The sequence below is a fragment of the Rhizobium sp. HT1-10 genome (assembly GCF_049472505.1).
Lineage (GTDB): Bacteria > Pseudomonadota > Alphaproteobacteria > Rhizobiales > Rhizobiaceae > Rhizobium.
This window is the reverse complement of record NZ_JBCEBQ010000001.1, coordinates 881,400-894,450: the sequence shown is the minus strand read 5'-3', so window position 1 is coordinate 894,450 and position 13,051 is coordinate 881,400. Positions and strand designations below refer to the sequence as shown.

Below are 13,051 nucleotides of genomic sequence, written 5' to 3'. Positions count from 1 at the left end.
AGCCGAACTCTCCGTCAGGTCGCGGGTGGATAGAGCAGATCGACGATGTAGCTGGCGTCGAAACGGCTGTCGAGCATGCCGTAGGTCGAGCGCCAGCCACCGGCCAGTCGCGTTTCGATGAAGGCATCGGCCACCTTGCCGGCGCCGAGCCGGTAGAGCTCGGCGGCTGCCGCGGCCAAGGCCAACTGCTCGATCAGCAGGCGGGCGGCCCCCTCGTCGCGCTCACAGAGCGCCATGGCGGCGCGCAGCACATCGATGGTCTTCTTGCCGGCCGGTCCGAGGTCGCGCGCAAGGCCGGCGAACACGGTTTCGAACAGGTCGCGGCCCCGGTTCAGCACACGCAGCAGGTCGAGCGCCATGACATTGCCGGAGCCTTCCCAGATGGCGTTGACAGGCGCCTCGCGGTAGTGCCGGGCAATCGGCCGCTCCTCGATATAGCCGCTGCCGCCAATGCATTCCATCGCCTCGTAGATCAGCGCCGGCGCAATCTTGCAGCACCAGTATTTGGCGACCGGCGTCATCACCCGGGCATAGGCGGCGTCGTCGGCGCTGTCGCGCGCCTTGTCGAAGGATTCGGCAAGCCGGAACGACAGGGCGGTAGCGGCGGCGACGTCGAGCGCCATGTCGGCAAGCACGCGGGTCATGATCGGCTGGCTGACCAACGGCTTGCCGAAGACGCTGCGGCCGCGGGCATGGTGGACGGCTTCCGCCAGCGAGGCGCGCATGATGCCGGACGAGGCCAGCGCACAATCGAGCCGCGTCAAAGTCACCATGTCGAGGATGGTGCGGATGCCGCCATCCGGGCTGCCGAGCAGGAAGCCGAAGGTATCGGTAAACTCGACTTCGGCCGATGCGTTGGAGCGATTGCCGATCTTGTCCTTCAGCCGCTGGAAATGCAGGCCGTTGGCAGACCCGTCCTCGAGCAGCCGCGGCACCAGGAAGCAGCCGAGACCGTCGCCGGTCTGGGCGAGCATGATGAAGGCGTCGCTCATCGGCGCCGACAGGAACCATTTGTGGCCGGAGAGACGATAGATGCCCTCCCCCACCCGTTCGGCCGAGGTCGTGTTGGCGCGCACGTCGGTGCCGCCCTGCTTTTCCGTCATGCCCATGCCGATGGTGACGGCGGATTTCTGCATCGCCGGCTTGTTGGTCGAATCATATTTGCGCGACAGGATTTTTGGCGCCCAGTCCTTCTGCACGGCGGGCGCTGCCATCATCGCCGCCACAGAGGCGCTGGTCATCGTCAGCGGGCACAGATGGCCGCATTCCAGCTGCGCGGTCAGATAGAAGCGCGCGGCGCGCACCTTGTGGGCCTGGTCCTTGGCATCGACATCCGCCTGCGGATCCCAGATCGACGAATGCAGCCCTGAAGACATCGAGCGGCGCATCAGCGCGTGCCAGGCGGGGTGGAACTCGACGACATCCAGCCGCTCGCCGCGCGGACCGTGGGTCTTCAGCTGCGGCACGCCCTGGTTCGCCATGCGGGCCAGTTCCTGGGCCTCATGGGACGTGACGAAGCGGCCCATCTGCTCGAGATCCTCGCGAATGCTGCGCGGCAGATTGGCGGTGAGATCGACGATCAGGGGATCGGAACGGTAGGCATTGATGCCGGACCAAAGGCTCGGCTGGTTCAAATCGTTCGACGGGTCGGCGTTCCGGGGCGTTTGGGTCATGAATCGCTTCTAGCCGAAGTCACCTATGGTGGAAACGTCCACGGGCAAGATTCATGGCGATGTACACAATGGGGGTACGCTGTCGACGTTCAAGGCAGCACTGCAGCGTCGGGAATGCTAGACACACCCTCGCCACGGGCGTGGGGTCGCCGCCGAGATGCTTCCACGACAATACTGGATCCCCACGGGTCACTCGCACGGGGCGCTTGCGCTCCCAATGAAACATGCGCAAATGACCGACGTCGCAAGTTGCATAGACAACGGTCGTTTGATCTAACCTACCCAGCGATGTTCCAAATCGCCCTCTAACTGTGGCGGGGGCCGAGGTAGGCGACCCCATTATCGCCTAGTTCACTTGAACAATCGGCCTGCTAGGCTAAGCCAATTGCGAAAACTCATCTTAAATCGTCGTCACCTGGCCACAATCCTGAAAAGGCATCGCCCTGTATGTAGTGCTTCGGTATCGTTGTGCTCGACTCGTCATAACTGAACTCCTGCTCCACGGTCCGACCGTGATAAGATTGACCGGTTGCGCTGTAGCTCCTGCTAGTGCGTTCGAGTTTTCCCGTTTGAATTGACACCCAGATGTCGATCGGCACCATGGGCCCCTCATTAGTCACCCAGGCCGAGTAATGCACTGCTTTGCTTGTTGCGGATTGCCGAACGCAAATATGGAACAGAGAGGCTGATGGCAGTTGGAGCGAAAGATTGTGGCGACTCCAGTCTCCTTTACTAGTCTTCAGATATAATTGACTTTCGACAATCCGCGCATTCCTTTCGATACGGTTGAGTTTTCCATTAGTTGTAACTTTGATTTGATAGCTAAAACGTGGCGTGGTAAAGGTTTTTATGAATGCTGCACTAATCGCAGCGCAAGGATCGTCGAGCAGTTTTGAGTGACTGTTGACAGGCAAAGGCCCCGCATCTTCGCCATGAGCGCTTGCAAAGCTGAAAAGTTGCGCCGCGGTCAATATTACTGCTTTCATCGCAGTTGATGTGTATCCCGCGACACGTCGTCTGCCCATTCTCGCTTCCCCAAAGAGGAGGAAACTAGAGGCGACGACGGAGCGGTGTCAACCGCAGATGGAGCTATCTGCTCTCCTTATTGCCAATGACGCAGCGCCTTACAACGGTTGAGTCCTGCAGGACATCCCTGATGCGCGCGGCGATCCGAAATCTAGTGACTCGGGCGTGCCGGTTTCGAGCTCAGTTCGACACACGCAATTTTCAGCAGCGCATGTTGCAGAAACAAAGTTCGTTTGATCTAAAGTGACTTAGCAATCTGCGCTAGGGCATGCCGGAATGATCAAGGAGCTCATTTTAAGAAATCTTTTCCTTTTTCGATTGATTTTGATAACCCCAATATTGCTCGGTCTGTATTTCAGGGAAACTCGGATCTGGGTTCTCTCCGGCGCTCTCTCCTGTGTGCCTGGTTTCGTCGATCCGAGGGAGGAGCGGTTGAATCGTATTGAGCTCAGCCGCTTTATGTGGCCATTCAAATTAGCCCGCTATTTCTGGCGTGGCCTAAGATAGGCGGTCCACTTTTGAGAAGGGCGAGCGGGGTGTCGCGGAATGCATGGTTTTGATTAGTGAATCGCATCGGCCGATTTCGGGAAGTGGAAGTCCACTGCCAGATTTGAGAAATCAAGCGCCGCCGATACCGCCCCGCTTTTCGACGCGCCAAACAAACTACAGAAACATGTGGCCGAATCTCCCTCCCCCCGCGCTGAACGTTTCGAACCGCCTTGCCCCCTCGCCGCGCGCTCTTTATAGAGCGCCTGACGACATCCGAGGGCGCCCCTATGGTCTTCTTTCCCCACCGCCATCTTATCGGCATCAAAGGTCTCAAAGAGCAGGATATCACCTATCTTCTCGACAAGGCCGACGAGGCGGTGCAGATCAGCCGCCAGCGCGAGAAGAAGACCTCGACGCTGCGGGGGCTTACCCAGATCAACCTGTTCTTCGAGGCCTCGACGCGCACCCAGGCGTCGTTTGAGCTGGCCGGCAAGCGGCTCGGCGCCGATGTCATGAACATGTCGGTCGGCAATTCGTCTGTCAAAAAGGGCGAGACGCTGATCGACACGGCGATGACGCTGAATGCGATGCGGCCGGACGTGCTGATCATTCGCCACTCCAGCGCCGGGGCGGCAGCGCTGCTTGCCCAGAAGGTTTCCTGCGCCGTGGTCAATGCCGGCGACGGCCAGCACGAGCATCCGACCCAGGCGCTGCTCGACGCGCTCACCATCCGGCGCGCCAAGGGCAAGCTGTCGCGCATCATCGTCGCCATCTGCGGCGACGTGCTGCATTCGCGCGTCGCCCGCTCCAACATTCTCCTGCTCAATGCCATGGGCGCGCGGGTGCGCGTCGTCGCGCCGGCGACGCTGCTGCCGACCGGCATGGCCGAGATGGGCGTCGAGATCTGCCATTCGATGAAGGAAGGATTGAAGGACGCGGACGTCGTCATGATGCTGCGGCTGCAGCGCGAGCGGATGTCCGGCGCCTTCGTGCCGTCGGTGCGCGAGTATTTCCATTTCTACGGGCTCGATGCCGAGACGCTGAAAGCCGCCAAGGAGGACGCGCTCGTGATGCATCCCGGGCCGATGAACCGCGGCGTCGAGATTGCCTCCGAGGTAGCCGACGGCCCGCAGAGCGTCATTGCCGAACAGGTCGAGATGGGGGTCGCCGTCCGGATGGCCGTCATGGAGACGCTGCTTGTCTCGCAGAACCAGGGGCCGCGCGCATGAGCAACCTTGTCCTTAGAAACGTCCGCATCGTCGACCCCTCCCGCAACCTCGACGAAACCGGCACGATCATCGTCGAAGACGGCCTGATCGTCGCGTCAGGCAAGGACGCCGACAGCCTGGCGGTGCCGACGGGCGCTACTGTGCGCGACTGCGACGGGCTGATCGCCGTGCCCGGTCTGGTCGATGCCCGCGTCCATGTCGGCGAGCCCGGCAGCGAATATCGCGAGACGATCGCGTCGGCCAGCCGTGCGGCGGCGGCCGGCGGCATCACCTCCTTTATCATGATGCCGGACACCGATCCTGTGATCGACGACATCGCGCTGGTGGAGTTCGTCAAGAAGACGGCGCGCGACAAGGCCGTCGTCAATGTCTATCCGGCAGCGGCCCTGACCAAGGGCCTTGCCGGCACCGAAATGACCGAGATCGGACTGCTCAAGGAAGCCGGTGCCGTGGTCTTTACCGACGGTCATTCCAGCATCCATGACGCGCAGGTCCTGCGCCGGGTGATGACCTACGGTCGCGCATTTGACGCTGTCGTCGCCAGCGTTCCGCGCGACGAGCATCTGGGCGCCGGCGGCGTCATGCACGAGGGGCTGTTTGCCAGCTGGCTCGGCCTGTCCGGCATCCCGCGCGAAGCCGAGCTCATTCCGCTCGAACGCGACCTGCGCATCGCGGCGCTGACCCGCAGCCGCTACCATGCGGCAATGATCTCCGTGCCTGAATCGGCCGAGGCCATCAGGGTCGCCCGCGGGCGCGGCGCCAAGGTCACCTGCGGCATCTCGATCAACAATCTGGCGCTCAACGAGAACGACATCGGCGAATACCGCACCTTCTTCAAGCTTTATCCACCGCTGCGTCCCGAGGACGACCGCATGGCGATGATCGAGGCGCTGGCCGACGGCACGATCGACATCATCGTCTCCTCCCACGATCCGCAGGACGTCGACACCAAGCGCCTTCCCTTTGCCGAGGCCGCCGATGGCGCGATCGGGCTGGAAACCATGCTGGCTGCTGCGCTGCGGCTGCACCACAGCGGCCAGGTCAGCCTGATGCGGCTGATCGACGCCCTGTCGACGCGGCCGGCGCAGATCTTCGGGCTGGAGGCCGGCACGCTGAAGCCTGGCGCCAAGGCCGATATCGCGCTGATCGACCTCGACGAGCCTTGGCTTGTGGCCAAGGACATGCTTCTGTCGCGCTCAAAGAATACACCATTCGAGGATGCACGGTTCAGCGGCCGGGCGGTTGCGACCTATGTCGCGGGCGCGCTCGTCTACTCACTGAGCTGAACCCGCTGTAGAATAAGGACGTTAGGGGGACACTTTGACCGACATCATGAATTGGCAGATCACCCTGCCGTTTGCTCTTGCCGCGCTTGCTGTCGGCTACCTCCTGGGCTCGATTCCCTTCGGCCTGGTGTTGACGCGGATGGCCGGGCTCGGGGACGTCCGCTCCATCGGCTCCGGCAGCATCGGCGCGACCAACGTCTTGCGCACCGGCAACAAGAAGCTGGCCGTTGCCACCATGCTGCTCGATGCCCTGAAGGGCACTGTTGCCGTGCTCGTCTGCGGCCACCTGTTCGGCGCCGAGGCCGGATTGCTGGCCGGCTTTGCCGCCTTCATCGGACATATCTTCCCGGTCTGGATCGGATTTCGGGGCGGCAAGGGCGTTGCCACCTATATCGGTATCCTGCTGGCGCTGGCGCCGGCGATGGTGCTGCTGTTTGCCATCGTGTGGCTCGCCTTCGCGTTCCTGACCCGTTACTCATCACTATCCGCGCTGGTTGCAACCCTTGTCATTCCGGTTGCATTGTGGATACTGGGTCCCGAAAAGATTGCTGCGGCGATGACGCTCATGAGCCTCATCTGCTGGTGGAAACACAAGGCCAACATTGCAAGGCTGACGGCGGGGACGGAAAGCAAGATCGGATCCAAGGGGTAGGTTCATGGCCACGGGCAGCGCAGGACGGTCTGGGATTGCGCTGACGGAAAAACAAAGGATCGCCTGGCTGAGGTTGATCCGCTCCGACAATGTCGGGCCTGCCACTTTCCGCGACCTCATCAATCATTTCGGCTCGGCGGAGACGGCCTTGGTGATGCTGCCGGAGCTCTCGCAGCGTGGCGGCGCCACGCGGGCGATCCGCATCTGCAGCGAAAGCGACGCGCTGCGCGAACTCGACATCGCCAACCGTTTCGGCGCCCGCTTCATCGGCATCGGCGAACCGGATTATCCGCCGGCACTCCGGCAGATCGACGGCGCGCCGCCGCTGCTAGCCGTCAAAGGCAATCTTGCCACCGCCGCCAAACCTGCCGTCGGCATCGTCGGCTCGCGCAATGCCTCGATCAGCGGCGCGAAATTCGCGGCCATGATCGCGCGCGATTGCGGCCGGGCGGGCTATGCCGTCATCTCGGGTTTGGCGCGCGGCATCGATACGGCGGCACACCGGGCAAGCATCGAGACCGGCACCATCGCGGCGCTGGCGGGAGGGCTCGACCAGCCCTACCCGCCGGAGAATGTCGATCTCTTGAATGAGATCTGCGGCAGCGACGGGGTCGCCATCAGCGAGATGCCGTTCGGCTGGGAACCGCGGGCCCGCGATTTTCCAAGGCGCAATCGGCTGATCGCCGGCGTGGCGCTCGGTGTCGTCGTCGTCGAGGCGGCAACGCGCTCGGGCTCGCTCATCACCGCCAGGCTGGCCGGCGAATTTGGTCGCCTGGTCTTTGCCGTTCCCGGTTCGCCGCTCGATCCCCGCTGTCAAGGGACGAACGGGCTCTTAAAGGATGGGGCGATGATCACCACCGGCTCGGGCGATGTCATCGAGGCACTGGCACCTTTGTCGCGGATAGACCTGTTTTCACCACCGCTTGCCGAAGAGCCGGGGGAAGACCCGAACAAGCCGCTGCTGCTGCCGCCCGACGACAATGAACGCGCGCGCATTGTCGATGCGCTGGGGCCGACACCAGTCGAGATCGACGATATCATCCGCCATACCGGGTTGCAGGCGTCCGCCGTCTACCTCGTCCTGCTGGAGCTCGACCTCGCCGGACGGTTGCATCGGCATCCGGGCGGCCTAGTGTCGCTTGCGATGCTGGATTGATGCGACAGGCTGGCGCCCGCTCTGCAGGTCGCCCGCTTCGACATAGGCCATTTCCAAGAGATAGCAGAGGACATCGGCACCTTCCTTTTCCGCTACCTGCCGCAACTCTGCAAGCATCTGCCGGACAAAGGCGATGTTTTCGTCGAAGGCCGAGGCATCCTTGTTTTTTAAAGCTTTAGGCGCCATTTCGTCTTCCTGCCGCAGAGCGCGATCGTCGGGCGGACCGCATCTTCACATTACATGTCAAAGACGATAAAGCATTTATCTAAAATTGCAACCTGTATATAATCCCCTTAAGGTTGCGTCTCGTTGTAGGGGTCAAAATGTGCCATCCCTCTTGACCGCAGCGATTTCCCTGTCCATGTCGAGGAGCCGGAAAGTGAAGATAACCGGAACATCCGCATGTTTCTTTCCGGCTGGACCTCCTATTTAGAGAATGATGATGAATGTTGTAGTGGTAGAATCGCCTGCCAAGGCCAAGACGATCAACAAGTATCTGGGACCCAACTACAAGGTCCTGGCGTCTTTCGGCCACGTGCGCGATCTGCCTGCCAAGGACGGTTCGGTTCTGCCGGACCAAGACTTCGAGATGCTCTGGGAAGTCGACGCGGCCTCGGCCAAGCGCATGAAGGATATTTCGGATGCGATGAAGACGGCCGATGGCCTCATCCTCGCGACCGACCCGGATCGCGAGGGTGAAGCGATCTCCTGGCATGTGCTCGACCTTCTCAACAAGAAGAAGGTGATCGGCACCAAGAAGGTGCAGCGCGTCGTCTTCAACGCCATCACCAAGAAGTCCGTTCTCGACGCCATGGCCAACCCGCGCGATATCGACGGTCCGCTGGTCGACGCCTATCTGGCGCGCCGGGCGCTCGACTATCTCGTCGGCTTCAATCTGTCGCCGGTGCTGTGGCGCAAGCTGCCGGGCGCCCGGTCGGCCGGCCGCGTGCAGTCCGTGTCGCTGCGTCTGGTCTGCGACCGCGAGTCCGAGATCGAGCGCTTCGTGTCCGAGGAATACTGGAACCTCTCGGCGCTCTTGAAGACGCCGCGTGGCGACGAGTTCGAGGCACGCCTGACCATGGCCGACGGCAAGCGCCTGCAGGCACGCTCCGTTGCCAATGGCGAACAGGCCGGCAATCTGAAGACCCTGCTCGAAGGCGCCAGCTATGTCGTCGACACGGTCGAGGCAAAGCCCGTCAAGCGCAACCCGTCGCCACCCTTCACCACCTCGACGCTGCAGCAGGCCGCCTCGTCGAAGCTCGGCTTCTCCGCCTCGCGCACCATGCAGGTGGCGCAGCGGCTCTATGAGGGCATCGACATCGGCGGCGAGACCGTCGGTCTGATTACCTATATGCGTACTGACGGCGTCCAGATGGCCCCCGAAGCGATCGACGCTGCCCGCAGCGCCATCGGCAGCCAGTTCGGCAACCGCTACCTGCCGGAAAAGGCCCGATTCTATTCCTCCAAGGCAAAGAATGCCCAGGAAGCGCACGAAGCCGTCCGCCCCACCGATTTCAACCGCATTCCCGATCATCTGCGCAGCGCGCTCGATGCCGACCAGCTGCGTCTCTACGACCTGATCTGGAAGCGTGCCATCGCCAGCCAGATGGCATCGGCCGAGATCGAGCGGACCACCGTCGAGATCCTGGCGACGAACGGCGGCGACAAGGCCGGCCTGCGCGCCGTCGGCTCCGTCATCCGCTTCGACGGCTTCATCGCCGCCTATACCGACCAGAAGGAAGATGGCGAGCAGAGCGATGACGGCGAAGAGGACGGCCGCCTGCCGGAAATCAACGCACGCGAAAACCTCGCAAAGCAGAAGATCAACTCCACCCAGCATTTTACCGAACCGCCGCCGCGCTACTCGGAAGCGACGCTGATCAAGAAGATGGAAGAGCTCGGCATCGGCCGACCCTCGACCTATGCTGCAACGTTGGCGACCCTGCGCGACCGCGACTATGTGACGATCGACAAGCGCAAGCTGGTGCCGCAGGCCAAGGGCCGGCTGGTCACCGCCTTCCTCGAAAACTTCTTCACCCGCTATGTCGAATACGATTTCACCGCCGACCTCGAAGAAAAGCTCGACCGGATTTCGGCCGGCGAATTGAACTGGAAGGACGTGCTGCGCGAATTCTGGACGGCCTTCTTCGCCCAGATCAACGACACCAAGGAACTGCGCGTCACCAATGTGCTCGACGCGCTGAACGAGGCACTGGCACCGCTGGTCTTCCCGACCCGCGAGGACGGCAGCGATCCGCGCATCTGCCAGGTCTGCGGCACCGGCAACCTGTCGCTTAAGCTCGGCAAGTACGGCGCCTTCGTCGGATGCTCGAACTATCCGGACTGCAATTTCACCCGCCAGCTGTCGTCGGAAGGCGGCACGGATGCGGAATCGACCGGTCTTAGCGAGCCGAAGGCGCTCGGCAAGGACCCGGTGACCGAGGAAGAACTGACGCTGCGCTCCGGCCGCTTCGGTCCCTATATCCAGCGCGGCGAAGGCAAGGAAGCCAAGCGCTCGTCGCTGCCGAAGGGCTGGAAGCCAGAGGACATCGACTATGAGAAGGCGATGGCGCTGATCTCGCTTCCGCGCGATATCGGCAAGCATCCGGAAAGCGGCAAGATGATTTCGTCCGGCCTCGGCCGCTACGGACCTTTCCTGCTGCATGACGGTTCTTATGCCAATCTCGAGACCATCGAGGACGTGTTCACCGTCGGCCTCAACCGGGCCGTGACAGTGCTCGCCGACAAGCAGGCGAAGGGGCCGAGCGGTCGCGGCACGCCGGCAGCGCTTAAGGATCTCGGCGACCATCCGGATGGTGGCGGCAAGATCACCGTGCGCGACGGCAAATACGGACCCTATGTCAACTGGGGCAAGGTCAACGCGACGCTTCCCAAGGGCAAGGACCCGCAGAGCGTCAGCGTCGAGGAGGCCCTCGCCCTGATCGTCGAGAAGGCGGGCAAGCCGGCCAAGCCGAAGGCGACAAAGGCAAAGGCCGCGCCGAAGGCCAAGGCCGCGCCCAAGGCAAAGACAGCCGCCGCAGCGGCCAAGTCGACCAAGACAGCAGCCAAGCCGGCGGCGAAAGCCAAGCCGGCAGCAAAGGCCGCCGCCAAGCCGGCTGCCAAGAAGACAGTGAAGAAGGCCGCAGAGTGAGCAGAGACCCGCGCAGCAGACCATCCCCCGTTGAACGCCGCGTCGGCAAGCCGGTGCGGCCTGCCAAGGCCGGCAAGGGCGACGCGACAGTGCCCGCCCGCGAGGCGATCATCCAGGGTGTGCTGCCGCCGCGCGAAGTCATCCTGCGCTTCATCGCCGACCACCCGCAACAGGCCTCCAAGCGCGAGCTTGCCAAGGCCTTCGGGCTGAAGGGCGAGCAGCGGGTCGAACTGAAGAACCTTTTGCGCGACCTCGAAGAGGACGGCATGGTGCAGAAGAACCGCAAGTCGCTGATGCGACCCGGCGCCCTGCCCCCCGTCACCGTGCTCGACATCACCACCCGCGACAAGGATGGCGAACTGATCGGGCGCCCGGCCGAATGGCCGGAAGATGCCGGCGTGGCGCCTGCGGTGGCCATCCGCCAGACAACGTCGCCGGCCGGCCGCAACGGCAAGGGCAAGGCGCCCGTGGCCGGTATGGGCGACCGGGTACTGGCGAAGATCTTTCCGGCCGGCGACCGTGGCGGACCCGCCTATACGGCACGGATCATCAAGGTTCTCGACCGTAAGCGCAGCGCCGCCATCGGTGTCTTCCGCGAAATGCCCGGCGGCGGCGGCCGGCTGATGCCGGTCGAGCGGCGCGGCGAGGAAATGGTCATCGATCCCGAGGATATCGGAACCGCCAAGGACGGCGATCTGGTCGAGATCGAAGTCGCGCGTCTCGGCCGATTCGGCCTGCCGCGCGCCAAGGTGCTGTCGGTACTCGGTGCCGTCGGCTCGGAAAAGGCGATCTCGATGATCGCCATCCATGCCCATGGCATTCCCCATATCTTCCCGCTGCCGGTGCTGGCCGAGGCCGACGACGCGAAGCCGGCGACGATGAAAAACCGCGAGGACTGGCGCAAGGTGCCGTTGATCACCATCGATCCGGCCGACGCCAAGGACCACGACGACGCCGTCTATGCAGAACTCGATCCTTCGCCCGACAATGTCGACGGCGTCATCGTCAACGTCGCCATTGCCGACGTCTCCTGGTATGTGCGCGCCAAATCCATGCTGGACCGTGAAGCGCAGAAACGCGGCAACTCGGTCTATTTCCCGGATCGCGTCGTGCCGATGCTGCCGGAGCGGATCTCGAACGATCTCTGCTCGCTGAAGGAAGGCGTCGACCGTCCGGCTTTGGCCGTGCGGATGGTGTTTTCGCGCGAGGGCCGCAAGATCGGCCATACCTTCCACCGCATCATGATGAAGAGCGCGGCGAAGCTCTCCTACCAGCAGGCGCAGGCGGCGATCGACGGCACGCCGGACGACCAGACCGGCCCGCTGCTGGAGCCGATCCTGAAGCCGCTCTACCACGCCTATGGCGTGATGAAGCGCGGTCGCGACCGCCGGCAGCCGCTCGAGCTCGACATGCCGGAGCGCAAAATCCAGCTGAAGCCGGATGGCACCGTCGACCGCGTCGTTGTGCCGCCGAGACTCGATGCGCACAAGCTGATCGAAGAGATGATGATCCAGGCGAACGTCGCCGCTGCCGAGACGCTGGAGAAGCAGCGCCAGCCGCTGATCTTCCGCATCCATGACGGCCCGTCGCTGGCCAAGCAGGAGATTCTCAGGACCTTCCTTGCCACCCTCGACATTCCGCTCGCCAAGGGCGGCAACATGCGGGCCAACAACTTCAACGGCATTCTCGCCAAGGCCGAGGGCACGCCGCACCAGACGATGGTCAGCGAAATGGTCCTGCGCTCCCAGAGCCAGGCGATCTACAGCCCGGAAAATATCGGCCACTTCGGCCTCAACCTGATGAAATATGCCCACTTCACCTCGCCGATCCGCCGCTACGCCGATCTGATCGTCCATCGGGCGCTCGTCGGGTCGCTCGGACTGGGCGAAGGCGGCATCACGCCGGAGGAAGAAGCCGGGCTCGACGATGTCGCTGCCGAAATCTCGACCTTCGAGCGCCGCGCCATGGCGGCCGAGCGCGAAACGGTCGACCGGCTGATCGCCCATCACCTTGCCAACCGCGTCGGCGAAGAGTTCGACGGCCGGGTCGGTGGCGTTACCAAGTCTGGCCTGTTCATCGGTCTTCCGGAGTTCGGCGCAGACGGCTTCATTCCGATCTCGACGCTCGGCAACGACTATTACATCTACGACGAGGCGCACCAGGCGCTGGTCGGCGACCGGACCGGGCTTGGCTACCGGCTGGGCGACAGCGTCAAGGTCAAGCTGGTCGAGGCCGTGCCGCTGGCAGGTGCGCTGCGCTTCGAGATGCTGAGCGAGGGCCGCGAGCTGCCGCGCGGCATGCGCTCGTTCCACAAGTCTGGCCGCGGTGCCACGCCGGTGCGCAAGAAGCCGGGGACGAGGCCCCCGCGCGGTCGAAAATAGCTGCTGGA

9 protein-coding genes are annotated in these 13,051 nt (G+C 63.1%); 6 read left to right on the top strand and 3 right to left on the bottom strand.

Annotated features, from left to right (window positions below; genetic code table 11):
• Positions 1–14: 14 nt before the first annotated feature.
• Positions 15–1,673 (bottom strand): acyl-CoA dehydrogenase family protein, encoded by a 1,659-nt coding sequence (locus tag VH564_RS04450; protein WP_423338577.1) that lies wholly within the window; start codon positions 1,671–1,673, stop codon positions 15–17.
• 395 nt (positions 1,674–2,068) lie between these two features.
• The gene (locus VH564_RS04445; protein ID WP_423338576.1) at positions 2,069–2,698 is read right to left on the bottom strand and encodes a hypothetical protein; all 630 of its coding nucleotides are present in this window, start codon (positions 2,696–2,698) and stop codon (positions 2,069–2,071) included.
• Between the two features lie 777 nt (positions 2,699–3,475).
• Here VH564_RS04445 and VH564_RS04440 point away from each other — a divergent pair.
• Genes VH564_RS04440 through dprA form a run of 4 tightly spaced genes read left to right on the top strand, consistent with a single transcriptional unit; the run spans position 3,476 to position 7,511 of the window.
• Positions 3,476–4,417 carry an aspartate carbamoyltransferase catalytic subunit gene (locus tag VH564_RS04440; RefSeq protein WP_423338575.1) on the top strand — a complete coding sequence of 314 codons (942 nt, stop codon included), beginning with the start codon at positions 3,476–3,478 and terminating at the stop codon, positions 4,415–4,417.
• Positions 4,414–5,703 carry a dihydroorotase gene (locus VH564_RS04435; RefSeq protein WP_423338574.1) on the top strand — a complete coding sequence of 430 codons (1,290 nt, stop codon included), beginning with the start codon at positions 4,414–4,416 and terminating at the stop codon, positions 5,701–5,703. The genes VH564_RS04440 and VH564_RS04435 overlap by 4 nt, the downstream gene beginning before the upstream one ends.
• A 46-nt stretch (positions 5,704–5,749) precedes the next feature.
• The gene (gene plsY / locus VH564_RS04430; protein ID WP_423338746.1) at positions 5,750–6,355 is read left to right on the top strand and encodes a glycerol-3-phosphate 1-O-acyltransferase PlsY; all 606 of its coding nucleotides are present in this window, start codon (positions 5,750–5,752) and stop codon (positions 6,353–6,355) included.
• A 4-nt stretch (positions 6,356–6,359) separates the two neighbouring features.
• Positions 6,360–7,511, top strand: a complete 1,152-nt coding sequence (gene dprA / locus VH564_RS04425; protein WP_423338573.1) for a DNA-processing protein DprA — start codon at positions 6,360–6,362, stop codon at positions 7,509–7,511.
• Here dprA and VH564_RS04420 read toward each other — a convergent pair.
• Positions 7,485–7,697 (bottom strand): hypothetical protein, encoded by a 213-nt coding sequence (locus VH564_RS04420; protein ID WP_423338572.1) that lies wholly within the window; start codon positions 7,695–7,697, stop codon positions 7,485–7,487. The two genes, dprA and VH564_RS04420, sit on opposite strands and share 27 nt — an antisense overlap.
• Before the next feature lie 256 nt (positions 7,698–7,953).
• Here VH564_RS04420 and topA point away from each other — a divergent pair, with 256 nt between their 5' ends.
• Positions 7,954–10,662 (top strand): type I DNA topoisomerase, encoded by a 2,709-nt coding sequence (gene topA, locus VH564_RS04415; protein ID WP_423338571.1) that lies wholly within the window; start codon positions 7,954–7,956, stop codon positions 10,660–10,662.
• Entirely contained in the window at positions 10,659–13,043 is a 2,385-nt protein-coding gene (rnr, locus tag VH564_RS04410) for a ribonuclease R (RefSeq protein WP_423338570.1), read from the top strand. The genes topA and rnr overlap by 4 nt, the downstream gene beginning before the upstream one ends.
• The last annotated feature ends 8 nt before the right edge of the window (positions 13,044–13,051 follow it).

Bases quoted from the DNA above. Each gene is read 5' to 3' on its own strand.
- plsY (WP_423338746.1), top strand. From the start codon at position 5,750: ATGAATTGGCAGATCACCCTGCCGTTTGCTCTTGCCGCGCTTGCTGTC.
- VH564_RS04440 (WP_423338575.1), top strand. From the start codon at position 3,476: ATGGTCTTCTTTCCCCACCGCCATCTTATCGGCATCAAAGGTCTCAAA.
- VH564_RS04450 (WP_423338577.1), bottom strand. From the start codon at position 1,673: ATGACCCAAACGCCCCGGAACGCCGACCCGTCGAACGATTTGAACCAG.
- VH564_RS04420 (WP_423338572.1), bottom strand. From the start codon at position 7,697: ATGGCGCCTAAAGCTTTAAAAAACAAGGATGCCTCGGCCTTCGACGAA.
- VH564_RS04445 (WP_423338576.1), bottom strand. From the start codon at position 2,698: ATGGGCAGACGACGTGTCGCGGGATACACATCAACTGCGATGAAAGCA.
- dprA (WP_423338573.1), top strand. From the start codon at position 6,360: ATGGCCACGGGCAGCGCAGGACGGTCTGGGATTGCGCTGACGGAAAAA.
- VH564_RS04435 (WP_423338574.1), top strand. From the start codon at position 4,414: ATGAGCAACCTTGTCCTTAGAAACGTCCGCATCGTCGACCCCTCCCGC.
- topA (WP_423338571.1), top strand. From the start codon at position 7,954: ATGAATGTTGTAGTGGTAGAATCGCCTGCCAAGGCCAAGACGATCAAC.